Source organism: Rhizobium sp. KDH_Rht_773_N (genome assembly GCF_052946295.1).
Genome location: NZ_CM129525.1, coordinates 1635377 through 1650282, shown reverse-complemented (window position 1 = coordinate 1650282; position 14906 = coordinate 1635377). Strand labels below are relative to the sequence as shown.

The following is a 14906-nucleotide window of genomic DNA, read 5'->3' as shown; positions in this document are numbered from 1 at the left end:
CTCAATGTTGCAGGAGGAAGGCGTGTTCGCCGACAAGGCGGCGGCGCAGCCAGGCGGAGAACTGGTCCACTGCCACGATGGTGATGAAGAGCAGCAGCACGAGAGCCACGGTCTTGGCGCCGAAGCCGCGCGAAATGGAAAGCTTCAGCTCCTCGCCGATACCGCCGCCGCCGACGGCGCCGATGATCGTCGATGCGCGCACGTTGATTTCGAGGCGCAGCAGCGCATAGGAGGCGTAGTTCGGCATGACCTGCGGCAGGGCGGCGAAACGCACGCGCTCGATCCAGTTTGCGCCGACGGCCCGCATGCCTTCGTCCGGCTTCATGTCGATATTTTCGGCGACTTCGTAGAAAAGCTTGCCGAGCGCGCCGATCGTGTGGAGCGTGATGGCGATGATGGCGGCCACCGGGCCGATCGAAAGGATCGCCGAAAACAGGCCGGCAATGACGATCTCGGGGAAGGCGCGCAGAAATTCCATCAGGCGCTTGGTAAAGATGCGAAGCGGCCAGTTCTTCGTCAGGTTGCGCGCCGCAAAGAAGCTGAGCGGAACGGCGAAGATGAAGGCGACGATGGTCGAGACGAGCGCGATGTTGATCGTGACGATCATCAGCTCGAAATATTCAGGGATATAGAAGCTGCCCCAGACATAGACGCGGCCATTGGCGAAATTGAATTCTTCGCCACCCTTGTCGTTCGGGCTCGCTATGTCGAAAAGCGCGCGCCAGACGTCGGTCCAGTCCTTGGGGATAAGCCAGCTCAGGAAATCGAAGAGATGCGGCAGGCGGTCGAAGAAATGGCCGGCATTGCTCTCGTCAGCAAAACGGACGGAGCTGACGAAGGCGACGATGAGGATCACCAGGCCAAGAGCGGTGTAGAAACGCCGGCGGGCGATCATCCGGTCCCAGGCCGTGGCGATTTCCTTCGTGCTCTGCAGCGGCACATGCGGCTGTGTATCGGCAATAGTCATCAATGCCTCGCCTCCTGCATCATTCCTTAAATCGGGCGCGGTTTAAGGATGAAATCATGCAGCAATTTAAAGTGCTGCAGCGTCCTTTGCGCGTCTGTCGCGCGGCGCTGTCGTCACAAGAAAAGGGCGGCCGTCGCCGGCCGCCCCGTATACGGATGGCGTAATCAGCCGCCGATAGCAGCCTTGCGAACGTCGACAACGGCGTTGTAGAAGTCGTGCTTGACCGGGGCGTAGCCCTTGTAGTCACCGCCTTCGATAGCGGTGAAGCACTTGTGGTCCTTCTCCGGCAGAGCCATGAAGAAGTCGGTGAGCTTCTTCTGCCATTCCTCGCCGAGAGCGTTGCGAACGACGAGCGGGCCGTTCGGGATCAGCGGCGAACGCCAGACTTCGACGAGCTTGTTCGGGTCGACTGCGCCCTTGTCGACTTCCTTGCGGAAAGTACCGGAGGTGTAGCCGTCCTTGAAGTCGCCGATGCCCGAGGAGTCGTCGACGGCAACGTCGACCTTGCCGTCATAAGCTGCGAGCAGGTTGTTCTCGTGGCCGCCGTTGAACTGCGTGGACGCGAAGAACTTGTCGTTCGGCATGCCCGTGTCCTTCGGGATCTGCGTCAGCGGAACGAGGTAGCCCGAGGTGGAGTCCGGATCGGCGTAGCCGAGCTTCTTGCCCTTGGCGTCCTTGATGGTCTTGATGCCGGAGGACTTCAGCGCGAGACCGATCGAGTAGTAACCGGTCGAGCCGTCCTTCTGCTGCGTCGTCAGGATCGGCGTAACGGCCTTGGCGTCCTTGAGGTAAACGGCTGCGTAACCGGAAGCGCCGAGTTCTGCGAAGTCGAGCGTGCCGCCGAGCAGGCCCTGGATAACGCCGTCATAGTCGGCGGCCGGGAAGAGCGAAACCTTCTCGAAGCCGAATTCCTGCTTCAGGTGGTCTGCAAGGCAGGCGTAGTTGCGCAGGCGGTCGGTTTCGTTTTCGCCGCCGAGGATGCCGACGCGGAATTCCTTGAGGTCAGCGGCATTGGCAGCGCCGGCTGCGAGCGACAGGATCGCCGTTGCAGCAAAAAGTGCTTTCTTCAACATGGGTTCTCTCCTGAATGACCGGGGCCGGTCGTTTTGTTACGAAGAAATCTGCCCTTGACGCGGGCGTTCGATCGAGGCCGCCCCTCTCACAGACCGGCCAGCGCCAGCGGTTGGGTGCCGGCGGATTGGTTTTCCGCTCCTTCCGGAGCGATGTTGATTGCGGTCGAGGTCATCGTCTCGTCGATGCCGGCACCGTCCTTGTCCGTGCCGTAGATTTCCTTGACGGCGTCGCTCGTCAGTTCGGAAGGCTTGCCGTCGAAGACGACGCGGCCGGCCGCCATGCCGACGATGCGTTCGCAGTAGTTTCGGGCCGTATCGAGCGTGTGCAGGTTGGTGATGACGGTGATGCCGTCGCGCTCGTTGATGTCGCGCAGCGCGTCCATGACGATCTTGGCGTTGAGCGGGTCGAGCGAGGCGATCGGTTCGTCGGCCAGAACCATTTTCGGGTTCTGCATCAGCGCGCGGGCGATGGCGACACGCTGCTGCTGGCCGCCGGAAAGCGTGCCGGCCGCCTGCAGCGCCGTCTGCTCGATGCCGAGGCGCTCAAGCGCGGCAATCGCCTGGATGCGCTCTTCACGGGTGAAGACGTTGAGCAGGCTGAGCACGGTCGAGCGGTGGTTCAGGCGGCCGAGCATGACGTTGGTGAGAACGTCGAGACGCGGCACGAGGTTGAACTGCTGGAAGATCATCGCGCAGTCGCGCTGCCAGTTGCGCAGCGCCTGGCCGCGAAGGCCGGAAACCTCGACACCACCGAAATGGATCGTGCCGGAAGACGGTTCCTGCAGGCGGTTGATCATGCGCAGAAGCGTGGACTTGCCCGCACCGGAACGGCCGATAATGCCGACCATCTGGCCCTGTGGAATGTCCAGCGTTACGGAATCGACAGCGAGCTTCTTTCCGAACCGGCGTGTGACATTCTTCAGTTCGAACATCATGCTCTTCCTTCGCATTTCTGCCTTGCGTCTGGGATCGCATTAGTCCCGCTTCGTGAAGCTCGCATGTCAGTTTTGTGTAAGTCCTGTCACAAAACTCTGCACCGCAGCATTGAGCTTAGCCACCGTAGCGCGAGAGGAAGTCTTCGGCTCCAAGCGCCCGGAAATCCGCCAGCGCATCGCGTAGCCGATCATGCTCCCAGTCCCACCAGGCAAGCCTGTCCATGCGCTCGCCGACCTCTTTCGGGAAGCGTTCGCGGATGAGCTTGGCGGGCACGCCACCGACGATCGTGTAGGGCGCGACGTCCTTGGACACGACCGCGCCGGCCCCGATGACGGCCCCGTTGCCGACCGTCACGCCGGGCAGGATCGTCGCGCCATGGCCGATCCAGACATCGTTGCCGATCACGACGCGGTTCGCGCGCCGCCATTCGAAGAACTCCGTCTCCATGTCGGCATCCGGCCAGTAGTCGACGGCGCGGTAGGTGAAGTGGTGCAGCGTGGCGCGCCAGGTCGGATGGTTGGTGGCGTTGATGCGCACGGCGGCGGCGATATTGACGAACTTGCCGATCGTCGCGCACCAGATGGAGCCGTCCTGCATGATGTAGGAATAGTCGCCGAACTCCACCTCGCTGATGCGGCAGCGTTCGGAAACTTCCGTATAGCGGCCGAAACTCGACTTGGAGACGGAGGCGGTCTCGTGGAAATAGGGCTCGATGCCCAGCTTGCGGCTCATGCTGCGATCGCCTTTCGGGGAGAGAATTGCTGAACGTCGAGAATGCGGTCGGCTGCTGCCTCGCGCACTTCCTCGTCGTGGAAGATGCCGAGAAGGGCGACGCCCGCCTTCTTCTTCTCCTCGATCATGCCGACGACGACGGCGCGGTTCTTCGCGTCGAGCGAGGCCGTCGGCTCGTCGAGCAGCAGGATCCTGTGCTCGGTAATGAAGCCGCGGGCGATATTGACGCGCTGCTGCTCGCCGCCGGAGAAGGTGGCGGGCGGCAGCTGCCAGAGCGCTTCCGGCAGGTTGAGCTTTTCAAGCAGGGCTGCGGCCTTCTCCCTGGCGCCGGCGGCGGCTTCGCCGCGTGCCAGCAGCGGCTCGGCGACCACGTCGATCGCGGCCACGCGTGGCACGGTGCGCAGGAACTGGCTGACATAGCCGAGCGTGTGGCGGCGCACGTCGAGAATGGTGCGCGGGTCGGCGGCGGCGAGATCGACGATCCGGCCCTTGTGGTCGATGAGGATCTGGCCGCTATCGACGGCATAATTGCCGTAGATCATCTTGAGCAGCGAGCTTTTGCCGATGCCCGAAGGGCCGCCGAGCACGACGCATTCGCCCGATGCCACCGAGAAGGAGACGTCGGAGACGACGGGCAGCTTGATGCCGTCGCGCAGGTGCATGGTGAAGCTCTTGGCGACTTCTGAAACGACGAGAGGCGTTGCCATCTTCTTAAACCTGAAGGATCGAGGAAACGAGGAGCTGGGTATAGGGCTCGCGCGGGTCGTCCAGCACGCGGTCGGTCAGGCCCTGCTCGATGACATGGCCGTCCTTCATCACCATCATGCGGTGCGAGAGAAGGCGGGCGACGGCGAGATCGTGGGTGACGATGATGGCCGAGAGGCCGAGATCGTTGACGAGTCCGCGCACGAGATCGAGCAGGCGCGCCTGCACCGAGACATCGAGACCGCCGGTCGGCTCGTCCATGAAGACCAGGCGCGGGCCGGTGACGAGGTTGCGGGCGATCTGCAGGCGCTGGCGCATGCCGCCGGAAAAGGCGCGCGGCTGGTCGTCGATACGGCCGGCATCGATTTCGACGCGCTCCAGCCAGTCGATGGCAGAGGAGCGGATCTTGCCATAGTGCCGGTCACCGATCGCCATCAGGCGTTCGCCGACATTGGCCCCGGCAGAAACCGTCATGCGCAGCCCGTCGGCCGGGTTCTGGTGCACGAAGCCCCAGTCGGTGCGCATCAGGAAGCGGCGCTCGGCCTCGTTCATGTGGTAGAGGTCGCGGTAATTGCCGTCGCGCATGTGATATTCAACGCTGCCGGTGGTCGGCATCAGCCGGGTGGAGATGCAGTTCAGCAGCGTCGTCTTGCCCGAGCCGGATTCGCCGACGATGGCGAGCACTTCGCCCGGCCAAAGCTCGAAGGAGACGTTTTTGCAGCCGATGCGGCTGCCGTAGAACTTCGAGAGGTCGTTGACTTTGAGAAGCGGTGTTTCGGTCATTCTGCAGCCTCCCGGGCCAGCATGTCGCCGGCATGTCCGTGTGCCCGGCGGTCCTCGCAATGGTCGGTATCGGAGCAGACGAACATGCGCCCGCCCCGGTCGTCGAGGATCACTTCGTCGAGATAGACGTCCTCGGCGCCGCAGAGTGCGCAGGGCTTGCCGAAGCGCTGGATCTCGAAAGGATGGTCCTCGAAATCGAGGCTGACGACGTCAGTATAGGGCGGCACGGCATAGATGCGCTTTTCGCGGCCGGCGCCGAAGAGCTGCAGCGCTTCCGACCTGTGCATCTTCGGATTGTCGAATTTCGGCGTCGGCGACGGGTCCATGACGTAACGGCCGTTGACCTTCACCGGATAGGCATAGGTCGTGGCGATGCGGCCGTTGCGGGCGATGTCCTCGTAGAGCTTCACATGCATCAGGCCGTATTCCTCCAGCGCATGCATCTTGCGCGTTTCGGTCTCGCGCGGTTCGAGGAAGCGCAGCGGTTCCGGGATCGGCACCTGGTAGACGAGCACCTGGCCTTCGCCGAGCTTTTCCTCGGGGATGCGGTGGCGCGTCTGGATGATCGTCGCATCCTTGGTATGGGTGGTGACGGCGACATTGGCGACCTTCTGGAAGAAGGCGCGGATGGAGACGGCGTTGGTCGTGTCGTCGGCACCCTGGTCGATGACCTTGAGAACGTCGTCAGGCCCGATGATCGCAGCCGTCACCTGCACGCCGCCCGTGCCCCAGCCGTAGGGCATCGGCATTTCTCTGCTGGCGAAGGGCACCTGATAGCCGGGAATGGCGATCGCCTTCAGGATGGCGCGGCGGATCATGCGCTTGGTCTGTTCGTCCAGATAGGCGAAATTATAGGTGGCGAGATCACTCATTCGGCGGCCTCCTTCTGGGTCTCGCCGCTGTTGCGGGCGGCTTCGAATTCGCGGCGCATGCGGCGGACGAGGTCGAGTTCGGCCTGGAAGTCCACGTAATGCGGAAGCTTCAGGTGCTCGACGAAGCCCGTCGCCTGCACGTTGTCGGAATGGGAAATGACGAATTCCTCGTCCTGTGCCGGCGCGGTGATGTCCTCGCCGAGCTCTTCGGCGCGCAGCGCGCGGTCCACCAGAGACATGGCCATCGCCTTGCGCTCGCTCTGGCCGAAGACGAGGCCATAACCGCGGGTGAACTGCGGCGGCGCCTTGGCCGAACCCTTGAACTGGTTGACCATCTGGCATTCGGTGAGCTGGATCGGGCCGAGCGAGACGGCAAAGCCGAGTTCGGCCACGTCGAATTCCACCTCGACCTCGCCGATGCGGATTTCGCCGGTGAACGGGTGGTTGCGGCCATAGCCGCGCTGGGTCGAATAGCCGAGCGCCAGCAGGAAGCCTTCGTCGCCGCGCGCCAGCGCCTGCAGGCGAAGGTCGCGGGTCATCGGAAATTCCATCGGCTCGCGCGTCAGGTCGCCCGTCTCATGATCCTCGGGAAGCTCGCCGTCGCTTTCGATCAGCCCTTCCTGGCCGAGGATTTCGGAGACGCGCATGACGCGGCCGGTTTCCGCTTCGCGCTGGGCGGGCTCTTCCACCGCCTCGTCCGAAAGCAGCGTCGGATCGAGCAGGCGGTGCGTATAGTCGAAGGTCGGGCCGAGCAGCTGGCCGCCCGGAAGGTCCTTGTAGGTGGCGGAGATGCGGCGCTCGATCTGCATATTGGCGGTGTCGAGCGGCCTGGAATAGCCGAAGCGCGGCAGCGTCGTGCGGTAGGCACGCAGAAGGAAGATCGCCTCGATCATGTCGCCGCGCGCCTGGCGCACGGCAAGGGCTGCCAGCGTGCGGTCGTAGAGCGAGGCTTCGGCCATGACGCGGTCGACGGCGAGCGCCAGCTGTTCGACGATCTGCTCGATGCCGATTGCCGGCACGGAACGGTCGCCGCGCCGGCGGTCGGCGAGCAGGCGGTGGGCATTGGCGATGGCGGCCTCGCCACCCTTGACGGCAACATACATGCGCTCAGATCTCCGTTGCTGTGATCTTGGTGGTGCGCGGCAGGCAGAGGAACCGCCTGCCCGCCGTCAGCACGATGTCGACGCCGCGCGGGAAGAGCGCACGGTTTTCCGTCCACAGGCGCAGGAAGGTTTCCGGCAGGCCGACAGGCGCAATCTCGGTCACGCTCTGGATGCCCGGTCCCATCAGCGCCAGACGACGGCCGCCTTCGAGCTCGGCAAGCTCGATCACCACAGTCGTCGAACGGTCGGGATACTCCTGCGTGCCGGCGGCAAACAGGCCGAAGGTGGAAAGCGCAACCCCGGCTTCGACGAAGGCGAAGCGCGCCTCCGCCTTTTCGGCCGTCAGCGGCGCACCGGCATGGAAGCCGAGCCATTCCGAAACAGCCGATTTGGCAAGCCCGGCGGAAAGCCAGACGGGCGTGTCATGGTCGCAGAGCGTCAGGCCGATCGCGCCGGCGGCGATGCCGAGCGGCGCCGGCGGCGCAACGTCGGCCGCGACGGTCTGGATCGTGCCGGGCCGGGCCATACCGTCCATCAGCATCTTGAACACGCTTTGCGCCTGGAAAACCGGCTCGGCGAAGCCGCCGGTCAGGACGTCGGTCTTGAGGCCCATCAGTCTTCCCCCCGCACCATGGTGAAGAAATCGACGCGGGTCGCGGCCGTTTCCCCGGCCTTGCGACCGGCTTCCCCGGCGATCCGGTTTGCGATCGGCGACAGCAGCGTCTGCTCGACGAAGCCCTTGGTGGCCTCCTCCTGCCAGAGCGCATCGAAGATCGCCGAAAGGCGGGCCTTCTCGCGGTCGGTGCCGAGCGCGTGGGCATGTCCGACGGAGCCGGAGGCAAGGCGCACCGTGGCGCGCGTCACCGTCACCTCGCCGAGATTGAAGGGCGCGCCGCCGCCGCCGATGCGGCCGCGCACCATGACAAGGCCCGTTTCCGGGCCGCGCACCGGCTGCGCCACCGGTTTTTCGGCAAGCGCATCCCACGCCGCCAGCAATTCCTGTCTTTCGGCGCGCGCCAGCAGGTCGACGGTGCGTTTGCGCCCGTCGCCCGTCCGTGTCGCAACCTCTGTCTTCTCTGCTGCCGTCATCGTCTTTTCCTTGAAATGTCTATTGATATAGACAACCATACAAGCTATACCTATCCCTAAATCGGTGAGGTGACAAGCGTGTGACACGGCACGCCCGAAATTGGCCGAGCCGGAAAATGACCGGGCAGGGGTGTAATGGCAGGATTAAAGCAGGTGCAGCGGCAGACGGGGGTGGCGCTCTGGCGGCAGATCGCCGACAGGATCCGCGAGGCGATCGGCAGCGGTGCCTATGACGAAACGGGCATGGTGCCGCCGGAAACCGTCCTGGCGCTGCAGTTCGGCGTCAACCGGCATACGGTGCGCAGCGCGCTTGCAGCACTTGCCCAGGAAGGAATCGTGCGCGCGGTTCAGGGCCGCGGCACCCTGATCGAGCGCAAGGACCGCCTGAATTTTCCGATCAGCCGCCGCACCCGCTTTACCGATGGCTTGGGTGGCCAGGCGCGCGAGACGCATGCGCTCCTGCTCGGCCATGCGGAGGAGGCGGCCGATGCCGAAGTGGCGCGCTGGCTGCGCATCGAGCCGGGCACGCCGGTCATTAGGCTGGAAACGGTGCGCGATGCCGACAGGCGGCCCGTCGCGCGCGGCACGAGCTGGTTTCCCGCCGCCCGCTTCCCCGGCCTCGTCGAGATCTACCGCCAGACCGAATCCGTCACCAGGACCTTCGCGGCCCTTGGCGTACCGGACTATGTGCGCGCCACGACGGAGATCACCGCCGCCCACGCCGATTCCGCCGACATCGCCGATCTGGAACTGACGCCCGGCGCCATTCTCCTGATTACCAAGGCAATGAACACCGATCTCGACGGCGTGCCGGTGCAATATTCGATCAGCCGCTTTGCGGCCGATCGGGTGCAGTTCACGATTGATAATTGAAAGTGGCGAGGACCGATAGCGGCAGATTGATCCGCTTTTATAAAGGCGTGTGAAAAATGGTAGCAGTAAACATAATCTGTGGCCTAGCCGAGAGATAGGGTCGATAGTCTTGCCGTAACGCGCCGATTCTCAATATTGACTAAAAATGAAGCAGTGGCCAGTCCGGTTTTGGACAGGCACCTTTCTGTCGCACCGAAAATGAAAACGGACATCACCGTGTTAAGGTCTGGGGCGGTCTTTGCGTGTCACCAATGGGTTAAACGCTGATCTGATCTGAGTTTTCAAAGAGTGTTAATTTTCAGTTGGACGGTACTTCAGCAACCTCACTCCGCAGCGAGCCGATCTTTCACCTCAGTGACGAAGCGGGACGGATTTGCATAACCATGCATGAGATGGACTTCGTGCCGAGCTCGCGTGAAGCCCACGTAGAAAAGGCGACGCGCCTCCCGAATATCCGCGTCGCTCGCGTTATTGCGCGGCAGCCGCCCCTCTTCTATGGCGAAGAGGACTACCACATCAAACTCACGGCCTTTTGCACTATGGAGCGTAGATAAATTCAAACGATCAAGACCGGCACCGATGCCAGCAAACTCGCCGAGTGGAAAATCGTCGACATCGCCGGTTGGCCCGAGGCGATTGATGAAGGTGTTCAGCGTCTCGAACTCATCGGCCAGGGACCGGGTCCGACCGATGCGCGGCTTAATGATCTCATCGCGCAGAGCAGCGAGCCAGTCGTGAAGGCTGAAGGCTCCGTCGCGACGATCCCAGAGCGTTTCGATCAGATCGCGCTGAAACTCCAGCCGGTCGTCATCGGTCGCCAACAGTTCGTGGAATAGTCGGACACCTTCGCTGATCACGCGAGAGACGCGCGGCTGCGCCGACCGCCACCCGCCGCAGCACCACATCGCGCACTGCTCGAGCCAGCGCATCACGCGACTACCGCGTGGATAAAGCGCGTTGCCGTCTGTGCGGATCACGCCATAGCCATTGCTCGTCGCGGCGGTGGCAACCTCATCTCCGATAAAGGCTGCGGGATAAAGGATAGCAATCTCACTGAGGTTCAGACCGGGGCGTCTAGCAAGTATCTCGGGGATCAACTGTTCCATCAGATACCGCGCTTGCCCCGGATAGCCGCCGGTACACGGGTGGAAATAGATCGTACCTCCGTGGGCACCGTCCGGTGCCCGGTATCCGCGCGCTTCCCCTAGGGCATATTCCGAGGCCGTGACGATCTGCGAGCCGCAGCGATAGTTGAGCCCGAGCCGAACGGTTTCTACATCGTCTCGCTCAGACAGTTTGCGCAACAACTCGGGGTTGGCGCCGTTGAAGCCGTAGATCGACTGATCGACGTCGCCGACCGCAAACAGGCGGATGCCGGCACTGAAGCACAGGTCCATCACCATTGCGTGCAACGCCCGACCGAGATCCTGATATTCATCGACCGCTAGGATCGGATATTTGGCGGCGATGGCCTTGCGCAGCCAGGCATGCTTGACGAGCGCGCGTAGCGCGAGCAGGGGCATATCGTCGAAGTCGATCACGCCCATCTGCCGCAGTTCGGCTTCATAAGCTTCGACGAGCTTGGTCAGCTGCGGGTTGTCGGTTCTCCAGGCATCGACATCACGATTGAGGAACCGCCGCCTGTGCTGACCGAGCCGGAAGTCCCAGGTCTGCGGGTTCTCCGGCCCTTTGATTACCTTGGCATGGGCATTTTCAAGTGCGGTACGCGTTTGGCGACGGGTGGCCACCTGGAAATTATCAGGCAGCCCAAGCTTAGCGACTTTCGCATATGGCAAAAGGATCTGCGTCAGCGAGAAGCTATGTACGGTGCCGATGAACACGCGGCCCCGCGGCGCGATGCCGAGGGCATCAAGCCGCGTCTCGAGCTCGCGGGCGCATTTGTTATTGTACGTGATGCAGGCGATGCCGCGCGGCTCCTCGACATCCTCGCTGAGCATGCGGGCGAGTTTGACCGTCAGCGTCTTGGTTTTGCCGCTGCCTGGTCCGGCCAGCAGTACGCAGTGGCCGGCCGTTTCATATGCCTGCCACTGCTTGTCATTGGGCCGCAAGTCTTCAGCGGCCTTCAGATAGAGTGCCCGATCAGACAAGGCGGATCACATAGTTAATAGCTTTGGCGATATAATGCGGCACCCGCAGACCGGCTATGCGAGACGCGAGACGCTGCGCAAAGCGGCCCTTGCCCATCTGCTCGATCATTTTGATCAGGATCTTGGCATCGACGTCGGCCGGCTTGGCTTCCCATGCATCGAGAAGCGCCAGCCGCTCGGTGCTGAAATTATGCTCGCGTAGGGTCGCGATCATCGCTTTCGCATAGTCTCCGCCAAACATCTCGGTCTCAAGTGTGCTGTCGTTGACGAACAGGCCAAACTCTTCGAACTTGTTATAGGAGTCGTCGTAGCTGTCCATGGCCTCGATGTCGTCGATCAGGCCATCGGTATCCGCGCCACCGCGTGCGGCGTCGATTATGCGCGTGAGGTTCAGGCAGCGTTTATAGGATCGCGGGACGCCATTGATCTTATCAAAATCAGTGATCACAGCGAAGGGAATACCAAGAGCGCACAGCAACTTAACGTACGGCTGGAAATTGGTGCCGGCGACGGAACAGACCGATATTCCATTCTCGTCGAGAGATATCTGCAATTCGTCTGCGAACGTGGGGATTAAGAAGCGTTCGGCATCACCCTCAACGAGAAGTACGCCACGGGCGAATACCATCTCGGCTCGCGTGACGTCGAGATAGCGGCTCAAATCCCCTTCTTCCGATTCGGAGAAGTTGGCGGCCGCAGTCGAATAGCCCTTGGTCCCCTGATCGGCGTCGGACCTCAGTAACAGCAGAGATTCAAGCGGTGCGACGCTGGCGATATGCGGCGAATGGGTAGTTAGAATAACCGACATCGGCTCGCCGTCGTCCGCGTCGGCTTGGTCCTTGCCCTCCCCAGCAGCCGCGCCCTCTACGATCGTTTCGAAAAGATGCTTGTACACCAGCCGCTGTAGGTGGGGATGAAGGTGCGCCTCCGGTTCCTCGATCGCGAGCAGCGAATGGTCGCGCTTGTTGTTCTCGATGAGCCGCTGAAGGTCGAGCAGCTTGAGGGTCAGGAAGATGAGATTGGCTGACCCCAGGCTGGCGTCGGCAACGCCGCGACGGCCCTCGTCGATGAGTAGGCGAATCTGACGATTGATGCGGGCCGCGTCAGTAGCCGAGAAGCCTAGCGACGGTTTAACGTCCTGCTTCGACCCCGCCATCGCAAGGAACAACTCCGCAATGCGGCCTTCGAGCGCTTTCACCTCGCCGAACTCGATTGCGGCCTTACTTGCCTCTGCAATCTTTTCACCGATCTCTTTAAGCTTCGCCGCGTCGATCGCAACGAACGCGTCTTCGACCAGCGGTCGAAGGGGTGAGCGTCGCCACGCGGCAAGGTCACCTTCGGCGTCACGCAATGCGGGCAATAGATCCATCGTGATCCGCCGCCGCAAATCGTGACCGAAACGCTTTGCCTCGCTATCCCCGCCAAAACAGACAAACGAAAAGTCATCATCGCTAGTCGGTGCATGATCGAGCCCCGGCGACGCGCGCAGTTTATAGGTCAGCCGTACGGTGTCTGGATCATCGTCGAGCCTAAAATCGGTCAGGACGGCGAGGACATCAGGGTCACTCTCGAAATCTTTGATCTCGACTGAGATGCTGATCGTCGCATTCGCATCGATCGAGTCCAACCCGTCCCAGAAATCAGAGAGCCCTAGTTGCCGGCTGCTATCTGGCAAGGAAGGGTCAAAGATCAGCCGCAGTCCAAAGAGAAGGTTGCTTTTTCCGACACGGTTTTCACCGACAATGACGATATTGCCACCAAGTGCGACATCGAGATCGCTAAAATTGCGAAAATTGCGAATCGTTATTCGCGACAAATACATGGCAGCCCCTCTCCTCTGGGAGGTCTATAACGCAGATCAGTTGCTCGCAGTAGGGGCCGCGCTTCCTTTGGTTGATTTTTCGGGGAGGCAGTATCGTGGGGACCGTTGCGCCGCAGCCCCTCACTGCGAGGAACTCGCAACTAGGAGAACGACCGCTTTCGGGATTAAACGTTACCGCGTTAAACGACCGACGTGGGGGGCGCGAACCTGCCTCTACACTCCCGGCTGCCAATGATCGATTGGGGTCGTCATGGTTACAAAAACATGGAACCGCTGCTTCGACGGCTCCATGTTCGCATAAGCGGCCGGGGACATAATCCACGGCCTCGCTCCTGATCCATCTCGTATCGCGCTCAATGCGCCCCGGACATATCCCCAAGCACTTCCTTCGACGCCACCGTCGAATCCGCCTTCAGCTTGTAGACCATCGGCACGCCGGTCGCCAGATTGAGCGACAGAACCTGCTCGCGGCTGAGCTTGTCGAGCACCATGACGAGCGAGCGCAGCGAATTGCCGTGCGCGGCAACCAGCACCTTTTCTCCACGCAGGACGCGCGGCAGGATTTCGGTGAGGTAGTAGGGCCAGACACGGGCGCCGGTGTCGCGCAGGCTTTCGCCGCCCGGAGGCGGGACGTCATAGGAGCGGCGCCAGATATGCACCTGTTCCTCGCCCCACTTGGCGCGGGCATCGTCCTTGTTGAGGCCGGAGAGATCGCCATAGTCGCGCTCGTTCAGCGCCTGGTCGCGGATCGTCTCAAGGTTCGGCTGGCCGACCTTGTCGAGGATGAGCTTCAGCGTGTGCTGGGCGCGCACCAGCGCCGAGGTGAAGGCGATATCGAACTTGATGCCGTAATCGGCAAGCGCCTGGCCGCCGGTCGCGGCTTCCTGGATGCCGAGTTCGGTCAGGTCTGGATCCTTCCAGCCGGTGAAGAGATTCTTGAGATTCCAGTCGCTCTGGCCGTGGCGAACGAGGACGAGGGTACCGCTCATGAAAAATGCCTCCGAAAAATGGTCAATGGGAAGAAAGCCCGAGAACGTCGAGCATGGAATAGAGCCCCGGTTTCTTGTCGCGCGCCCAGAGTGCCGCCTTGATGGCGCCGCGCGCGAAAATCGAACGGTCGGTTGCGCTGTGCGAGAGCGTCACGGTTTCGCCTTCGCCGGCAAAGAGCACGGAATGCTCGCCGATGACGGAGCCGCCGCGCAGCGTCGCAAAACCGATCGCACCCGCCTCGCGCGGGCCGGTATGGCCGTCGCGCACACGCACCGATTTTGCGGAAAGATCGATGGCGCGGCCCTTCGCAGCGGCCTCGCCGAGCAGCAGCGCCGTGCCCGAGGGCGCATCGACCTTGCGCTTGTGATGCATTTCGAGGATTTCGATATCCCAGTCGGCCGGGTCGAGCGCTTGGGCTGCCTGCTGCACGAGAACGCTGAGCAGGTTGACGCCGAGGCTCATATTGCCCGATTTGACCACCCGCGCGTGGCGCGCGGCCGCCGCGATCCTGGCGTCGTCTTCTGCCGAGCAGCCGGTCGTGCCGACCACATGGACGATGCGGGCCTGGGCGGCAAGGCCGGCAAACTCGACCGACCCGGCGGGCGAGGTGAAGTCCAGCACGCCCTCGGCATGCAGGAAGGCCGCCAGCGGGTCGTCGCCGATGATGATGCCGTTGGCGCCAAGCCCGGAAATTTCGCCCGCATCCTTGCCGACGAAGGGCGAGCCCGGCCGCTCGATCGCCGCATGCAGCGTTGCGCCCTCGATGGAATGAATGAGGCGGATGAGCGTCTGCCCCATGCGCCCCGCTGCCCCAACCACAACCAGTTTCATCGCAGCGTCGCTCATGTCAGTC

The 14906-nt window shown here is 62.5% G+C and carries 15 protein-coding genes; 1 reads left to right on the top strand and 14 read right to left on the bottom strand.

Annotated features, from left to right (window positions below; all coding sequences use genetic code 11):
• Window position 1 precedes the first annotated feature (1 nt).
• The 10 genes from phnE to phnG all read right to left on the bottom strand — a co-directional run bounded on the left by phnE (window position 2) and on the right by phnG (window position 8260).
• Window positions 2–967 (bottom strand): phosphonate ABC transporter, permease protein PhnE, encoded by a 966-nt coding sequence (gene phnE / locus ACU8HS_RS08430; RefSeq protein WP_112564973.1) that lies wholly within the window; start codon window positions 965–967, stop codon window positions 2–4.
• A 164-nt stretch (window positions 968–1131) separates the two neighbouring features.
• A complete protein-coding gene (gene phnD, locus ACU8HS_RS08425; protein WP_112564975.1) occupies window positions 1132–2040 on the bottom strand; it encodes a phosphonate ABC transporter substrate-binding protein in 909 nt (302 codons plus the stop codon).
• Between the two features lie 86 nt (window positions 2041–2126).
• Window positions 2127–2972 carry a phosphonate ABC transporter ATP-binding protein gene (gene phnC / locus ACU8HS_RS08420; RefSeq protein ID WP_447015890.1) on the bottom strand — a complete coding sequence of 282 codons (846 nt, stop codon included), beginning with the start codon at window positions 2970–2972 and terminating at the stop codon, window positions 2127–2129.
• Window positions 2973–3090: 118 nt separating this feature from the next.
• Complete coding sequence (locus tag ACU8HS_RS08415) at window positions 3091–3708, bottom strand: DapH/DapD/GlmU-related protein (protein WP_112754157.1); 618 nt, start codon at window positions 3706–3708, stop codon at window positions 3091–3093.
• Complete coding sequence (gene phnL / locus ACU8HS_RS08410) at window positions 3705–4415, bottom strand: phosphonate C-P lyase system protein PhnL (RefSeq protein WP_112755123.1); 711 nt, start codon at window positions 4413–4415, stop codon at window positions 3705–3707. Before phnL ends, ACU8HS_RS08415 begins: the two co-directional genes overlap by 4 nt.
• 4 nt (window positions 4416–4419) lie before the next feature.
• Window positions 4420–5196 (bottom strand): phosphonate C-P lyase system protein PhnK, encoded by a 777-nt coding sequence (gene phnK / locus ACU8HS_RS08405; protein ID WP_112705677.1) that lies wholly within the window; start codon window positions 5194–5196, stop codon window positions 4420–4422.
• Complete coding sequence (locus tag ACU8HS_RS08400; protein WP_112564985.1) at window positions 5193–6068, bottom strand: alpha-D-ribose 1-methylphosphonate 5-phosphate C-P-lyase PhnJ; 876 nt, start codon at window positions 6066–6068, stop codon at window positions 5193–5195. Before ACU8HS_RS08400 ends, phnK begins: the two co-directional genes overlap by 4 nt.
• A complete protein-coding gene (locus ACU8HS_RS08395; protein WP_112754151.1) occupies window positions 6065–7171 on the bottom strand; it encodes a carbon-phosphorus lyase complex subunit PhnI in 1107 nt (368 codons plus the stop codon). Before ACU8HS_RS08395 ends, ACU8HS_RS08400 begins: the two co-directional genes overlap by 4 nt.
• Window positions 7172–7175: 4 nt before the next feature.
• Window positions 7176–7784: a phosphonate C-P lyase system protein PhnH gene (gene phnH / locus ACU8HS_RS08390; RefSeq protein WP_113412625.1), complete on the bottom strand. Its 609-nt coding sequence runs from the start codon at window positions 7782–7784 to the stop codon at window positions 7176–7178.
• Window positions 7784–8260, bottom strand: a complete 477-nt coding sequence (gene phnG / locus ACU8HS_RS08385; RefSeq protein WP_447015745.1) for a phosphonate C-P lyase system protein PhnG — start codon at window positions 8258–8260, stop codon at window positions 7784–7786. The genes phnH and phnG overlap by 1 nt, the downstream gene beginning before the upstream one ends.
• 135 nt (window positions 8261–8395) lie before the next feature.
• On the opposite strand from phnG, the gene phnF reads away from it, so the two are divergent.
• The gene (gene phnF / locus ACU8HS_RS08380) at window positions 8396–9133 is read left to right on the top strand and encodes a phosphonate metabolism transcriptional regulator PhnF (protein ID WP_447015744.1); all 738 of its coding nucleotides are present in this window, start codon (window positions 8396–8398) and stop codon (window positions 9131–9133) included.
• Between the two features lie 323 nt (window positions 9134–9456).
• On the opposite strand, the gene ACU8HS_RS08375 is transcribed toward phnF, so the two are convergent.
• The 4 genes from ACU8HS_RS08375 to dapB form a co-directional block, all read right to left on the bottom strand.
• Complete coding sequence (locus ACU8HS_RS08375) at window positions 9457–11241, bottom strand: ATP-dependent helicase (protein ID WP_447015743.1); 1785 nt, start codon at window positions 11239–11241, stop codon at window positions 9457–9459.
• The gene (locus ACU8HS_RS08370) at window positions 11234–13063 is read right to left on the bottom strand and encodes an ATP-dependent nuclease (protein ID WP_447015742.1); all 1830 of its coding nucleotides are present in this window, start codon (window positions 13061–13063) and stop codon (window positions 11234–11236) included. Before ACU8HS_RS08370 ends, ACU8HS_RS08375 begins: the two co-directional genes overlap by 8 nt.
• A gap of 353 nt (window positions 13064–13416) precedes the next feature.
• Entirely contained in the window at window positions 13417–14052 is a 636-nt protein-coding gene (locus ACU8HS_RS08365) for a 2,3-bisphosphoglycerate-dependent phosphoglycerate mutase (protein WP_112564993.1), read from the bottom strand.
• A 22-nt stretch (window positions 14053–14074) separates the two neighbouring features.
• The gene (gene dapB, locus ACU8HS_RS08360; protein ID WP_447015741.1) at window positions 14075–14899 is read right to left on the bottom strand and encodes a 4-hydroxy-tetrahydrodipicolinate reductase; all 825 of its coding nucleotides are present in this window, start codon (window positions 14897–14899) and stop codon (window positions 14075–14077) included.
• Window positions 14900–14906 lie beyond the last annotated feature (7 nt).